Origin of the sequence: Actinomyces sp. Z5, from assembly GCF_003287795.1 — a bacterium.
Lineage (GTDB): Bacteria > Actinomycetota > Actinomycetes > Actinomycetales > Actinomycetaceae > Actinomyces > Actinomyces glycerinitolerans.
In genome coordinates, this window is the sequence record NZ_QMIN01000109.1 from 1 (window position 1) to 14,075 (window position 14,075).

The following is a 14,075-nucleotide window of genomic DNA, read 5'->3' on the forward strand; positions in this document are numbered from 1 at the left end:
TGACACAAAACTGTCACCGATGTCCTGAGACATCACACCCACGAACCGTCGCCGGATGTGCCGAACCGTCGACCGCAACGCACGAACCGTCAGGCCAACACACAAACCGTCGCGCCTGATCCACCGCCCATCAGCCCACCGCGTCCAAGTCTCCGTATCAAAGTCGTGACAACGCCGCGACCTTGCCGGATCCTTGAATCATGGATTCCCAAGAGCGCGCACGATTCGATGAGGTGATCGCGCGTCTGGACGCCCTGGAGCGTGAGGTCGGACGGTTGGAGGGACAAGTCGCCCGGCTGTCCTCCGGGCCCGCCACCACGCTGCCCTCCGGACCCGCCACCCGGCAGCCCGCCCGGGACATGCCCACTACCGCCTACGCTCCCGATCCGTATGCACCCCCACAGCAGCAGCCACCGCAGCCGTTGTGGGCGCCGCAGCCGACGCCGCCGCGCTCCCCCGACGCCGGAGCCCCGCCCGCCACCCAATTGCCTCCGGCGCGGGAGGGTAACTTGGGCGCCTATCTGCTGTCCGGCGCGGCGGCGCTGCTGGTGCTGCTGGCCGCGGTGAGCCTCATTGCGCTGGTTTGGGAGCAGATTCCCGACGGCTGGAAGGTCGGCGGGCTCGGACTGTTGTCCCTCGCCATGGTCTCCGCGGGCACCACGCTGGCGGAGAATCGGCCCCGCCTGCGGGTGGCGGCGGCCACCGTAACCGGTACGGGTGGGGCGTTGGGCTTCGTAACCATCATTGGCGCGGTCCTGCTCGTGCACCTACAAGCCCCCGTGGCCATGGCGCTGATGGCCGCCTGGGGGTTCGTGCTCCTACTGGTGTCCTGGACCGCCGGGCAATTCTTCACCGCCGTGATTTCCGCCCTTGGCGCCCTGGTCGCGGTTGATTTCGCGTGGGTGCAGGCCAATGCGCATCCGGGCCGGGCGGCGTTGGTGTGGATGCTCGTGAACGGCTACTTGATCGCCCTCGCGGCGGTGTCCGCGCTGCTGGCGCACTTTGCGCGGCGGATGCGCCATGCCGTCTGGCTGCCCACCACCTCCATGGTGGTCACGGCGACGGCGCTGGTGATCGGGCCGACCGTTCTTCTGCGCGGTGGGTCCCCGACCGGGGTCGCCCTGCTGTGTCTACCGGCCGTCGTGCTGCTGGTTCAGGCGCATCACTCCGGGCGGCTGCTGTCACGCACGGTCGGGCGCGCCGCGGCCGCTTGGGAATGGGGCGCCGTGGGTGTCGCAATGGTGCTGGCCGTGCTGCACCTGGGACTGGATCCGGCGGCCCCGCCGGCGGCCCGTGCCCTGACCGGCGTGGTGCTCCTGGTGGCTGCGGTCGCCTCCACCGCGGCGCTGCTTCCCGACGGCGGTACGGCTGCCTGGCCGCGGAACGTGGCCGGGGTAAACCTTGGGGTGATGGTGGGCATCGGTGCCGCCGTCTTCGCCGTGGAGCCCCGCCTGCTCCTGCCTGCGGTGCTGGCGGTGGGGCTGGCCGGCGCCCCGGTGGTCCGCGTCGGGCAAGCCGCGCCGATCCCGATACTGCCACTGGCGGGTCTGCCGGCGTTCGCGCTCGCCACCCGAGCACATTCAGACAGGGACGCCGTCGGACTCGCACTCGTCGCGGTGGCCACCGCCGCCGGCCTGAGCCTGCTGCTGGAGAGCCGACTAACCCCTGCCCGGAGCCCCGGGCGCGCGCAACAGGCACGCGTCGACCTGCTGACCGCGGCCGTCTGGCTGATCGGCGCGGACCTGGTGGTGGTGCTGCCCGCGCTGGTCGCGCGGCTGGTCCCGGGCGGCTCCGCAGCCCCGCTGGTGGGTGGCGTGTGCGCCCTGGCGCTGACGGGCCTGGGGCTGTTCACCCGTGGATGCACTCCACTCGCGCTCGCCTCGGGGACCCACGCCGGCGCCATCGAGGGCGCAAATGGGCCGCGCACGCCGCGAATTCCCGCGACTCCGGTCATCGGCTGGGTGGGGTTCGCGCTGCTGTGCCTGCAGGCGCTCGTCATCCTGGCGCGCGCGGATTCCGCGGGCGACCGGCTGGTGGCGGCACCGCTGGTGGTGCTGGGCCTGGTGCTCGCGGTGGCGGCGGCCCGCCTGTTGCTGCCCTGGCTGCGGCGCGCGGGCGCCGGCACGGCCACCGCCATCTCGCTCAGCGTGGCGCTGTGGTGGTCGGTAATGGTCCTCACCGGTGCGTCGGCGACCTCGTTGCTGGTCACCGGTGTGGTGCTGGCGACCGGCGCAGTGGGCATTGTGCTCGGCTTCCGGGCGCGGGCGGTCGCACTGCGCCACTACGGGCTGACACTAGTGATGCTGGTGGTGGTCAAGCTCGCGGTGCTGGACCTGGCGAACGGGAACTCGCTCACCCAGATCCTGGCGCTGCTGGTGGCCGGGCTGGCGTGTTTCTGCCTGTCTTTGGCATACAACCGCTTCGCGCGCGAGCAGGCCCGATATGCTGCCGGGACGGGCCCGGCGCCGGCCGACGATCATCGGGTGCCGCCCTACGCCTGATGGACCTGCGTGACCGACGTACCCGACGCGCCGGACATGTCCGGCTCGATCACAATCCGGGCCGAGGGAAGTACTCCCCGTCGCGACGGCGTGACTTTGGCCCGCCAGGACCGGATCCTTGAGACATGGATACGGTCAGCAGTGAGCAGCTCGAAGAGATCATCGGGCGCCTGACAACCCTCGAACGCAAACTCGACTGGGTGGCCAAACGGATCTCCCGTGACGGGTACCCCCTCGATTCTGCGGCGCGTCCGCAGCCGCGCCCCGCGCCGGTCGCCTCCCCACCCGCCCGGCCGATAACTACGCGGACGTCGTCCTCCTCACCGGCCGCGGCTCCCGCGGTGCAACAGCCCCGGACCCCGGCCCTGGCCACATACCCGCCGTCCAAGCCCGTTCTGAAGGGGCCCTCCACCCCATCGCAGAAGGCCCCGACGGCAGTGGCCCCCAGCGGCGCCACGAGCGCCGCCGACAGCGACCCGTTCGCCATGCGGCCCATGCGGGAGAAGCGCAACGAGGGCAATATCGGCAGATACGTCCTGTCCGGGGCGGCCGCGTTCCTGATCGTGTCCGCCGCCGTGAGCCTCATAGCCCTGGTCTGGGACCAGATTCCCGACGTCGTGAAGGTAACGGCGCTGGGCGTCGTCGCCGTCTCCCTGGTCGCCGCGGGCACGGTCGTCAACCAGAAGCGGGAGCGGCTGCAGGTGGCGGCCGCCACCCTCACGGGCACGGGCGGTGCGCTCGGCTTCGTCGCCGTCATCGGTGCCGCCCTGATCGCCGGACTGAGCCCGGTCGCCGCCCTGGGACTGATGGTGGCCTGGGCCTTCGTGCTGCTGCTGGTGTCCTGCGTCACCGCGCAGTTCTTCACCGCCGTCATCTCCATGCTGGGGGCGCTGGTGACCGTCGGCTTCACCACCTGGCAGGTGGCAACGCACCCGGAACAGGCGGTCCTGGCCTGGACCCTGATCGATATCTACACCGTCACCCTGGCCGTGGTGGCGGCGATACTGCCGCGCTTCACGCCGCGCATGCGCCTGGCGCCCTGGCTGCCGACCACCTCCATGGTGGTCACCGGCACCGTGCTGCTGGCCGGCCCCTCCCGGCTGCTGGTGGCTCAGCCGCTCACCGGCATCGTGCTGCTCGCAGCGCCCTGCGCGGTGCTCTTGGCGCAAGCGCATCACTCCACGCGTCTGCTGGCCGGAGCCGGAGCAAGGGAGGCCGCCGGATACGAGTGGGCGGTCACCGGCATCATCCAGGCGCTGGCGTTGCTAATCCTCGCGTCCGCTAACGACGTGACGTCGTCCACGCGCAATGGCATGGCCATGTCCTTCCTGGTCCTGGTCTGCCTGGCCACCGCCGCCCTGCTCCCGCAGCGAGCCACCTCCCCGTGGCTGCGCGTCGTCGCGGCCGTGAACCTGGGTACGGTGGTCTGCGTCGCGGTGGCCGTCTTCGCTTTGAATATCGCGCTGCTACCGCCTGCGGTGGCAGCGGTGGCACTGGCCGCCGTTCCCGTGGTACGTGTCGGTTACAGCGCCCCCGTGCTGGTGCTCCCGCTGTTCAGCACAGCCGCGCTGCTGGCAGTGTTCTCCCCCGATCGCAGCACCGTGATGCTGGCCATTCTGGCCGTACTCATCGGCGTGCTTCTGACCGCTCCTCTGGAGGCGCTGCTGGCTCCGCCCCCGCATTCCGAGGAGCACGCGAACCGGCCCTCGTGGCTGTCCGCGGGGATGTGGGTCGCGGCCGGTCAGTTGGTGCTGATCATCCCCCGGCTGTTGGACCGGCTGGTTCCCGCCGGCGGTCTCGGCGGGGCCGGCCGGATCGCGGCGCCGCTACTGGCGGGTGCCCTGGCGCTGGCGTTGGCCGGCATGGGCGCGTTCACGCCCCAATGCAGCCCGCGCATGCTCGTCTCGGGTCGGCGCGCAGGACAGCTGGCGGGCGCAACCGACCTGCGCAGCCCGCTCGTGCCCACACCACCGGCTCTGGCGTGGCTGGGCGAGGCACTGTTGACGGCGCTGGCCGTCGCGGTGCTGGTACGCGCCGACTCCCTGGGCTCTCCGCTGCTGGCGGCGCCGTTGGTTGCCCTGGCGCTGGCCCTCGTGGTGGTCGGCGGGCGAATGCTGCTGCCCTGGCTGCGGCACTCCGCAATGTCACTCACCGTGACACTGACCATTGCGCTCTCGCAGAGCCTCGCCCTGTGGTGGTCGGTGATGATCCTCACCGGCGCATCCGCAGCTTCTCTGCTGATCACCGGTGTGGTGCTGGCGACCGGTGCCGCCTGCATCGTCATCGGATTCCGGCTGCGCGCCACCACACTGCGCCACTACGGGCTCACCCTGGTACTGCTGGTGGTGTTCAAGCTGGCCGTGGTGGATCTGGCCGGACAAAACTCGCTGTCGCGGATCCTGGCGCTCATGGTCGCCGGCGTCGTGTGCTTCGGGCTGTCGCTCGCATACAACCATTTCGCGCAGGAGCAGGAGCAGGCGGAGCACGGCGCGATCGGAGCCGACTCCGCCGGCGGCATCAGTCCAGCAGGTCGCGGTGGATCGTCGTATCCCCGGTGAGCTCGGGGTGGAAGGAGACGCCGATGATCCGCTGCTCTCCCTCCCCCTGCTCGACGCCGACGATCGCCGGCTCGGCCCCATAGCGGCCGCCGCCCTGCCAGGTTGAGCAGACGCGCACGCCGCCGCCCACCCGGGTCACGCGCGGTGCACGGATGAAGGCGGCCACGACGCTCCCGTGCTTCCAGGGCAGGCGGGCGGTGGCGGAGTCCGCCTGAGGGCCGAAGGCGTTGCGCTCGACGTCGACGTCCAGCACCCCCAGCGTCGCCAGGAGGATCAGGCCCGCACAGGTGCCGAGCGTCGGCACCCTGCGGGCGGCATCCCTGATGCCCTCGGTCAGGTCGAAGGCGGTCAGCAGCCGGTGCAGCGTCGTCGACTCCCCGCCTGGCAGCACGAGCGCCTCAATGCCCTCCAGGTCGCCGATCCGGCGCACCGGCCGGGGACGGTGGCCGAGCGCCTCGATCATGCGGGCGTGCTCGGCCACCCCTCCCTGAAGCGCCAGGACGCCGACGACGCGCCCGCTCACCAGCCGCGCTCCGCCAGCCGGTGCGGCGCGGGCAGGTCGGCCACGTTGATGCCCACCATCGCCTCGCCCAGCCCCCGGGACACCTCCGCGATCACGGCCGGGTCGTCGTAGGCGGCGGTGGCCCGGACGATCGCGGCCGCGCGGGCGGCGGGGTCGCCGGACTTGAATATGCCGGATCCGACGAAGACGCCGTCGGCACCCAACTGCATCATCATGGCGGCGTCAGCGGGGGTGGCGATCCCGCCGGCGGTGAACAGCACCACCGGCAGGTCCCCGCTGCGGGCTACCTCGGCCACCAGGTCGTAGGGAGCAGCCAGCTCCTTGGCGGCAACGTAGAGCTCGTCCTCACGCAGGCCGCGCAGGCGGGCGATCTCCTCCTTGATGGTGCGGATGTGACGGGTCGCCTCGGACACGTCCCCGGTGCCGGCTTCACCCTTGGAGCGGATCATGGCGGCGCCCTCGGCGATGCGCCGCAGGGCCTCGCCCAGGTTCGTGGCGCCGCAGACGAAGGGCACGGTGAAGCGCTGCTTGTCGATGTGGTGGGCGTAGTCCGCCGGCGACAGGACCTCGGACTCGTCGATGTAGTCCACGCCCAGGTGCTGTAGGACCTGTGCCTCGACGAAGTGGCCGATGCGGGCTTTGGCCATCACGGGGATGGAGACGGCGTCGATGATGGCGGCGATCAGGTCGGGGTCGGACATGCGGGCCACGCCGCCCTGGGCGCGGATATCGGCGGGGACGCGCTCAAGTGCCATGACGGCGACGGCGCCGGCGTCCTCGGCGATGCGCGCCTGCTCCGGGGTAACCACATCCATGATCACGCCGCCCTTGAGCATGTCGGCCAGGCCCCGTTTGACCAGGGGCGAGCCGGTGCCCGCGGGAATGGCAGCGGAATCGGGGACGGCGGGAGTTTCGCGTGTGCTCATGGCGCCATGCTCACGACACCGGTGGGTCATTGTCAGGTCCACAACGGGGACAATTCTTTGGACCACCGGCTAGTCTGTGTCGGAGATGGCAGCGGTTTGCGCAGCCGACGCGCTCGGTTCAACAGGTATGGGAGGCGGTCGGGTGATCATCGACCACGGGCGGCCACTCCCCCAGCAGGTCGTGGTGGACATCCGCGGCCGCGTGGCGCGCGGCGAGCTCGCACCCGGGGACCCGCTCCCCGCCACCCGACTGCTCGCACGGGAGCTCGGCATATCGCGTGGGAGCGTAGTGACCGCCTACGAGCAGCTCGTGGCCGAGGGCTTTCTCACCGCCACGCACGGCGGCACCCGCGTCAACCCGGAGCTGCCCCGGCCGTTGCCGCAACGGCGTGCACGCCCCGCCGGCGCGCCGGCGGACTTTCAACCCACCGAGCTGAGGCCGGGCGCACCGGTCACCGGGGTCCTCACCACCGGCCTGTGGCGCTCCGCCTGGCGGGCCGCCGCCGCGGATCCGCGACCGCACCCCGCCTCCGGCTCCGCCGAGCTGCGCGAGCTCCTGGCCACCCATATTCGGCGCGCCCGCCAGGTCGACGTCGATCCGGAACGCATTCTGGTGACGGCGGGGGCGCGCGATGGCCTGCGGCTGGCCCTGGGCGCGCTGGGCGGCCGCGGGGGCGTCTCAGGCACGGGGACGCTGGCGGTCGAGGAGCCCGGCTACCCCTCACTCACCGGCATTCCCCGGGCGCTGGGCTGGCGCACGGTCCCGGTCGACACCGCCGCCTTCCGGGAGGCTCCCACATCGCCGGCACTTCCCGCCGGGGCGCAGGCGGTACTGGTGACGCCGAATCACCAGTTCCCGTGGGGCGAGCGCATGCCCGCCGGGCAGCGCCTGTCCCTGTTGGGGGCGGCGCGCCGGGCGGAGGCGATGATCATTGAGGATGACTACGACGCCGAGCTGCGCAGCACGCCCGCGCCCCTGCTGTCCCTGGACCCCGGCGAGCGGGTCATCATGCTCGGCTCCTTTGCGAAGACCCTGAGTCCCGCCGTCGGCCTGGGCTACCTGGTGGCGCCCGCGCCGCTGCTGGAGCGGATGCGCCCGCTGTGCGTGCCCGTGTCCGGGATCGTGCAGGACGCGATGACCCGCTTCCTGGCCCAGGACGGCCTGCGCCGGCACGTGGCCCGGGCGCGTCGGATCGAGCGGCAGCGGCGGGCGCTGTTCACGGAGGTGTTCCCGGAGGGCGTACCCATGGAGGGTGGGCTCCACGCCGTCGTCCTGCTGGCGCCGCAGGCGGATGAGGCGGGCGCCGTGGCCGCGTGTCACCGCGCGGGTTTGGGAGTCGCCGGAATGTCCGCGTACTGGGCCTCCCCGGGAGCGGCAGCCGGCCCGGGCGTGGTGCTCGGCCTGGGCGCGCGCACGCCCGAGCGCCTGCGGGAACTGCTGGTGCGCCTGCGAGAGGCGCTCACCCCCTACGGCCCTAGGCCCCGGCCGGAGCGCGCCGCCCGGGACTAGCGGAGCCGGTCCGCAGCCCCGGGCGGCGGAGCCGGTCAGCTCGCCGCCCGGCGCTGCTCGAGCAGCTCCTTGAGGTAGTGGCCGGTCCAGGAGCCCTCGACCTCGGCGACCTGCTCGGGGGTGCCGGTGGCAACCACGGTGCCGCCGTTCTTGCCTCCCTCGGGGCCCATGTCGATGATCCAGTCGGCGTTGGCGATGACATCCAAGTTGTGCTCGATCACCACCACGGAGTTGCCCTTGTCCACCAGTCCCTGCAGTACTGCCAGGAGCTTGCGGATGTCCTCGAAGTGCAGGCCGGTGGTGGGCTCGTCCAGCACGTAGATGGTGCGTCCGGTGGAGCGGCGCTGCAGCTCGGTGGCAAGCTTGACGCGCTGGGCCTCACCGCCGGACAGGGTGGTGGCGGCCTGCCCCAGGCGCACGTAGCCGAGTCCCACCTCCACCAGCGTGTTCAGGTGGCGGGCGATGATGGGGGTGGCGGCGAAGAAGTCGGCGGCCTGGCTGATGGTCATGTCCAGGACGTCGGCGACCGTGGCGTCCTTGTAGCGGATCTCCAGCGTCTCCCGGTTGTAGCGGGCGCCGCCGCACACCTCGCAGGGCACGTACACGTCCGGCAGGAAGTTCATCTCGATCTTGAGGATGCCGTCGCCCTTACAGGCCTCGCAGCGGCCGCCCTTGACGTTGAAGGAGAAGCGACCGGGGCCGTAGCCGCGCACCTTCGACTCCGGCACCTGCGCGAAGATCTTGCGGATGTGGTCCCACACGCCCGTGTAGGTGGCCGGGTTGGAGCGCGGCGTGCGGCCGATGGGCGACTGGTCCACGTGCACGACCTTGTCCAGGTTGTCCAGGCCGCGTACGGTCTTGTGCCGCCCGGGCACGCCCCGGGCGTGGTTGAGCCGGTTGGCCAGTACCTGGTAGAGGATCGAGTTGACCAGGGAGGACTTCCCGGAGCCGGACACGCCGGTGACGGCCGTGAATACGCCCAGCGGGAAGGTGACGGTGACGTCCTTGAGGTTGTTCTCCCGGGCGCCGACGACGGTGACCGCCTTCCCCTTGACGGGCTTGCGGCGGCTGGCGGGCACCTCGATGGCGCGGCGGCCCGCCAGGTAGTCGCCGGTGACGGAGCCGCGGGCCCGAAGCAGGCCGGCGACCTCGCCGGCGTAGACGACCTGGCCGCCCTTCTCCCCCGCCCCGGGACCGATGTCCACCACGTAGTCGGCCGAGCGGATGGTCTCCTCGTCGTGCTCCACGACGATCAGGGTGTTGCCCAGGTCCCGCAGGCGCTCCAGGGTGTCGATGAGGCGGGCGTTGTCCCGCTGGTGCAGGCCGATGCTGGGCTCGTCCAGTACGTACAGGACGCCGACCAGCCCGGAGCCGATCTGGGTGGCCAGGCGGATGCGCTGTGCCTCGCCCCCGGACAGGGTGGCGGCGCCGCGGGACAGGCTCAGGTAGTCCAGGCCGACGTCGACGAGGAAGCCCAGGCGGGCGGCGATCTCACTGAGGACGCTGCCGGCGATCTGCGCGGCCTGGCCGGTCAGCTCCAGCCCGGCCAGGAAGTCACGGCACTCGCTGATGGACAGGTCGCACAGCTGGGCGATGGACTTATCGCCCACGCGTACGGCCAGTACTTCCGGCTTGAGCCGGGTGCCGTTGCAGACGGGACAGGGGACCTCCCGCATGTACCCCTCGTAGCGCTCCTTGGACCATTCGGACTCGGTCTCGTCGTGCTTGCGCATGACGTAGTTGAGGGCGCCCTCGAAGCCGGTGGAGTAGATGCGCTCCCGGCCCCAGCGGTTGCGGTAGCGGACCTTGATCTCGAAGTCCTTGCCGCGCAGGATCGCGTCCTTGGCGCGCTCGGGCAGCGCGCGCCAGGGGGTGTCGACGTCGAAGGACAGTTCCTCGCCCAGCGCCTTGAGCTGGCGGGTGAAGTACTTCTGGTGGCTGGCCCAGGGGGCGACTGCGCCCTCGGCCAGGGTGAGTTCCTCATCGGGGACGACGAGCTCGGGGTCGACCTCCAGTCGGCTGCCGATGCCGGTGCAGGCGGGGCAGGCGCCGTAGGGGGCGTTGAAGGAGAAGGTGCGCGGCTCCATCTCGTCCAGTTGGAGCGGGTGCTCGTTGGGGCAGGCACGTTTCTCGGAGTAGCGGCGGGTGCGGCCGGGGTCGTCCTCGGGCAGATCCACCAGGTCGATGATGACCAGGCCGTCGGCGAGCTCCAGAGCGGTCTCCACCGAGTCGGTCAGCCGCTGGCGGATGCCCTCACGCACCACCAGCCGGTCGACGACCACCTCGATGTTGTGCTTGAGCTTCTTGTTCAGGGCGGGCACCTCCCCCAGGCGGTGGGTGGCGCCGTCGACGCGGACGCGGGAGAAGCCGCGGCCCTGCAGCTCGGTGAACAGCTCGGTGTACTCGCCCTTGCGGCCGCGGATGACGGGGGCGAGCACCTGGAAGCGGGTGCCGTCCTCCATCTCGCGGATGTGGTCGACGATCTGCTGAGGGGTCTGGGAGGAGATGACGGCGTCGCAGACGGGGCAGTGCTGGATGCCGGCGCGCGCGTACAGCAGGCGCAGGTAGTCGTAGACCTCGGTGACGGTGCCGACCGTGGAGCGGGGGTTGCGGGAGGTGGACTTCTGGTCGATGGACACCGCCGGTGACAGCCCCTCGATGAAGTCGACGTCGGGCTTGTCCATCTGGCCGAGGAACTGGCGGGCGTAGGAGGACAGCGACTCCACGTAGCGGCGCTGCCCCTCGGCGAAGATCGTGTCGAAGGCGAGGGAGGACTTGCCCGAGCCGGACAGGCCGGTGAAGACGATCATCTTGTCCCGCGGGAGGTCGATGCCGATGCCCTGCAGGTTGTGCTCGCGGGCGCCACGGATGATGAGGGAGTCGTTCACGGGGTCAGAGTGTAGGGCCAAGGCCCCGCTTTCGTACACCCGTTCGACTGTGTGAGGCGGGGTGCCGCCGATGCCTTGGACACGAGTAGGACCCGACGCGGCGCAGGCCTTCAACGTGGCGCGAGTCTTTGCGTGTGTTGCGGCGGCTAGGAGCGGACTCACAACTATGTTTGTTCAGACACATAGGCGTTGCCGTTCTCCAACCACCGAAACGGATCCCCATGGACGCAAACCCGTCAGCAACGGCTTCACGGCCCGCGAATGAAGTACTGGCCGTCCAGGGCCTCACCGTCTCCTTCGGGGAGCGCACCGTCCTGGACGCCCTCGACCTGACTCTGCAGGCTGGCAGTACCACCGCACTGATCGGCCCCTCCGGCGCCGGCAAGAGCACCCTGCTGTCCGCCATCCTCGGGCTGCTGCGCGCCGACGCCGGCTCCATCACCATCTGCGGCGAGGCCATGCAGGCCGGCAACAGCGCAGCCACCGCCCGCATCCGCCGCGAGCACATCGGCATGGTCTTCCAGGACGGCTACCTCATCGATGAGTTGACCCCTGTGGAGAACATCATCGTGCCGGCGCTGGTGGCGGGCGTGCCCGCCGCCGACGCCGAGGAGCGCGCCCACTCGATCCTGACCGAACTGGGACTTACCGTGCAGGAGCGGGCCACCTCCTCCTTCTCCGGCGGTGAGCGCCAGCGCATCGCCATCGCCCGCGCACTCATCAACTCCCCGCAGCTGCTCATCGCTGATGAGCCCACCGGTTCGCTGGACCCCGCCAACCGGGACCGCGTCATGGACACGCTGATGGCCCTCCCGACGCAGTTGGGCTGCGCCATTCTGCTGGTCACCCACGACCCCGTGGTCGCGCAGCGCGCAGATCACGTCATGGCGCTGGCCGACGGGAAACTGACCGCGACGGTTCACCAATCCGGGCAGGCGGCGGACCGATGAACCGTCGTCTGCTGTCCGGTCTGCTGCGCATCGGCACCAGCCTGCGGCACTCGGAGTCCCGACTGCTCGCACGCACCCAGACCGTGGCCTTGTTCCTGGGGACCTGTCTGTTGTGTCTGAGCCTGGCCGGCCTCGCACTGACCTGGTTCGGGGATGCCCTGCACCGGGAGCGCGCCGAGTCCATTGCTCCGCAGCTGTGCGACGCGCAGGAGGCGACCGTCCTGTACCGCTTCGGCGGGTTCACCCAGGTGAACAACCGCCCGGTCACGATCATCGTCCTCGCCCCGCTGAGCGACGACGCCCCGCTGCCTCCCGGCGTTGCAGAGTGGCCGGAGCCCGGCGAGGCCGTGGTCTCCCCCGCCCTCGCCCGGGACCTGACCGGGCAGTTGGAGGGGCTGTTCGGCCCCGTCTCAGCTCAGATCGGCCTGGACGGCTTGGAGGTGCCGCAGGAGCGGCGCGTGTACCTGCGCCCGACCGACCAGGCACTCAACGCGGATGCGATGGAGTCGATCTGCGGCTTCGGCGCCACGATTGAGGGTGGCGCCTACGCAGGCTCAGGCTCGCTGAACGCATCGCCCGTGGCGGAGGTCCTGCTGCTGGTGGCCGGGGTGCTGCTCCTGCCCGGCCTCGGCGCGACCGCCTCCGCCTCCTCGCTGCGCGGGGAGGAGAACCGGCGGCGTATCACTGCCCTGGTGACCTCCGGCCTGCGCCGCCGTGACCTGGCGGTTATCGACCTGGCGGAGACCTGGCCGGGAATGCTAGGCGGCTTTGTGCTCGCGGGGGCGCTCACCGGCGTTGCCATGTGCATGGATGTGCGCGTGCCCTGGGTGGACGCCTGGTTCCCGGCCGCGGATACGCGGCGGTTGGCCGCTCCCATTGTTGCCGCACTGCTGATCGGCGCGGTGCTTGCCGTCACCATTGTGCTGCTTGGACGCGGGCACGGCCGCCAGGCAACAGCGCCCCGGCGGCGTCACCGTCGCTGGAAAAAAGCCAGCCCGTCGCTGCTGCTCATCTGCGGTTTGCTTCTGGCGATTTGGTTCCCGTTGTGGAATCCAGGAAGCAAGCTAACGGACTTTGTATACGCGGCTGGTGTAGTACTCACGGTACTGGCGCTGCCCGGCGTGGTGACGGCGCTGTCCGCCTGGTGCGGTCGAATGCTGGCCCGCTGGGGCTACCGTCGCGGTCACGCCGGACGCCTGATCGCGGGCCGCCAGTTGGTGTCCTTGTCCAAGGCCAGTAGCCATCTGGCACTGGCGATGACACTCGCACTACTGGCCGGAGGCCAGATACAGCTGTGGGCCGGATCCATGTCCCCGCAGTACTTCGAGTCGGTAGAGACACTGGACAGGTGGGGTGAGAAAGTCGCCGTCCTTGACCATCTAGATGCGGCCGCCGCTCCCGAGGATCTGGTTGCGCTCTTGCCCAATGAGGTTGGGGCATTCTCTGCCGGATTCGACTTCGACGAGTCGGATGCGGCCGACGCAGAGCCGATGCCCCATATCGAAGCCAGCTGCGAGCTGCTGTCCTCCTGGGGTCTGGAATGCGCCCAGCAGCAGGTCTCGGCCACCGAACTGTTGACGAACGTTCCCGTCCTCGGGCAGGTGTACGAACTCGCCGGTGCAACCGACATTGAGATCACTCCGACGGCCGCCCCCGGCCAAATCATGCGCGGTTACGAGACCGGCAGCGGCGTTTACCTCATGTCGGTGAACGGCGCGGACCTAGATATGCGCAGGATCGAGCGGATGCTGCACGCGAATGCCCCTGGTGTGCAGGTGTTTTGCCAGCCGCAGGAGTGGATTACCGCCGGTCAGGTGCAGTACATCCGCTCCCGCTGGACCGTGACCCTGGGCGCCGTGGGGCTGTCGGTACTGGCGATCGTGCTCGGGCTGGCACTGGCGCATGACTCCGCGCGCGCCGCCCGCAACCTGGCGCCTGTGGGTGCTCTGTCCGGTTCGGTGTCCTGCGCGGCCTCGACGGCCCGCTGGCGCACCGGTGTGATCGTGCTCGTGTCCGGCCTAACCGCGACGGTCCTCTACCTGATTCTGCCCCTAGGCCAGGCGAGAGTTGCCACGAACAATGACAGTGTCCTGTGGCGTCCCAGTCCGGCCTACGCGGCCGTCTGCTTGGCGATTACGGTATTGGTGGCAGCCGTTGCCAGCATCAGCGCGGCGCGTGCCACCGGCCGTGCCACCCGCCGCTGGCGACCCTGACCTCCC

The 14,075-nt window shown here is 70.5% G+C and carries 8 protein-coding genes; 5 read left to right on the forward strand and 3 right to left on the reverse strand.

Annotated features, from left to right (window positions below; translation table 11 throughout):
• The first annotated feature begins 200 nt into the window (after positions 1 to 200).
• Together DRB06_RS14195 and DRB06_RS14200 are read left to right on the forward strand one after the other, a co-directional pair.
• Positions 201 to 2,501 (forward strand): DUF2339 domain-containing protein, encoded by a 2,301-nt coding sequence (locus DRB06_RS14195; protein ID WP_111820299.1) that lies wholly within the window; start codon positions 201 to 203, stop codon positions 2,499 to 2,501.
• A 125-nt stretch (positions 2,502 to 2,626) separates the two neighbouring features.
• Positions 2,627 to 5,059 carry a DUF2339 domain-containing protein gene (locus tag DRB06_RS14200; RefSeq protein ID WP_111820300.1) on the forward strand — a complete coding sequence of 811 codons (2,433 nt, stop codon included), beginning with the start codon at positions 2,627 to 2,629 and terminating at the stop codon, positions 5,057 to 5,059.
• Here DRB06_RS14200 and pdxT read toward each other — a convergent pair.
• Together pdxT and pdxS are read right to left on the reverse strand one after the other, a co-directional pair.
• Positions 5,019 to 5,582 (reverse strand): pyridoxal 5'-phosphate synthase glutaminase subunit PdxT, encoded by a 564-nt coding sequence (pdxT, locus tag DRB06_RS14205; protein ID WP_111820301.1) that lies wholly within the window; start codon positions 5,580 to 5,582, stop codon positions 5,019 to 5,021. The two genes, DRB06_RS14200 and pdxT, sit on opposite strands and share 41 nt — an antisense overlap.
• Entirely contained in the window at positions 5,579 to 6,508 is a 930-nt protein-coding gene (pdxS, locus tag DRB06_RS14210; RefSeq protein WP_073332423.1) for a pyridoxal 5'-phosphate synthase lyase subunit PdxS, read from the reverse strand. The genes pdxT and pdxS overlap by 4 nt, the downstream gene beginning before the upstream one ends.
• Positions 6,509 to 6,593: 85 nt before the next feature.
• Here pdxS and DRB06_RS14215 point away from each other — a divergent pair, with 85 nt between their 5' ends.
• Entirely contained in the window at positions 6,594 to 8,018 is a 1,425-nt protein-coding gene (locus DRB06_RS14215) for a PLP-dependent aminotransferase family protein (RefSeq protein ID WP_258522282.1), read from the forward strand.
• Positions 8,019 to 8,053: 35 nt separating this feature from the next.
• Here the strand turns inward: DRB06_RS14215 and uvrA are convergent, their stop codons facing one another.
• Positions 8,054 to 10,906 (reverse strand): excinuclease ABC subunit UvrA, encoded by a 2,853-nt coding sequence (gene uvrA / locus DRB06_RS14220; RefSeq protein ID WP_111820359.1) that lies wholly within the window; start codon positions 10,904 to 10,906, stop codon positions 8,054 to 8,056.
• A 221-nt stretch (positions 10,907 to 11,127) separates the two neighbouring features.
• On the opposite strand from uvrA, the gene DRB06_RS14225 reads away from it, so the two are divergent.
• Positions 11,128 to 11,856: an ABC transporter ATP-binding protein gene (locus DRB06_RS14225; protein WP_108966999.1), complete on the forward strand. Its 729-nt coding sequence runs from the start codon at positions 11,128 to 11,130 to the stop codon at positions 11,854 to 11,856.
• Positions 11,853 to 14,069: a hypothetical protein gene (locus tag DRB06_RS14230; protein WP_111820303.1), complete on the forward strand. Its 2,217-nt coding sequence runs from the start codon at positions 11,853 to 11,855 to the stop codon at positions 14,067 to 14,069. The genes DRB06_RS14225 and DRB06_RS14230 overlap by 4 nt, the downstream gene beginning before the upstream one ends.
• Positions 14,070 to 14,075: the final 6 nt, after the last annotated feature.

Excerpts from the sequence above, each read along its gene's own strand:
- DRB06_RS14195 (WP_111820299.1), top strand. The coding sequence starts at position 201 with ATGGATTCCCAAGAGCGCGCACGATTCGATGAGGTGATCGCGCGTCTG.
- DRB06_RS14200 (WP_111820300.1), top strand. The coding sequence starts at position 2,627 with ATGGATACGGTCAGCAGTGAGCAGCTCGAAGAGATCATCGGGCGCCTG.
- pdxS (WP_073332423.1), bottom strand. The coding sequence starts at position 6,508 with ATGAGCACACGCGAAACTCCCGCCGTCCCCGATTCCGCTGCCATTCCC.
- DRB06_RS14215 (WP_258522282.1), top strand. The coding sequence starts at position 6,594 with ATGGCAGCGGTTTGCGCAGCCGACGCGCTCGGTTCAACAGGTATGGGA.
- DRB06_RS14225 (WP_108966999.1), top strand. The coding sequence starts at position 11,128 with ATGGACGCAAACCCGTCAGCAACGGCTTCACGGCCCGCGAATGAAGTA.
- DRB06_RS14230 (WP_111820303.1), top strand. The coding sequence starts at position 11,853 with ATGAACCGTCGTCTGCTGTCCGGTCTGCTGCGCATCGGCACCAGCCTG.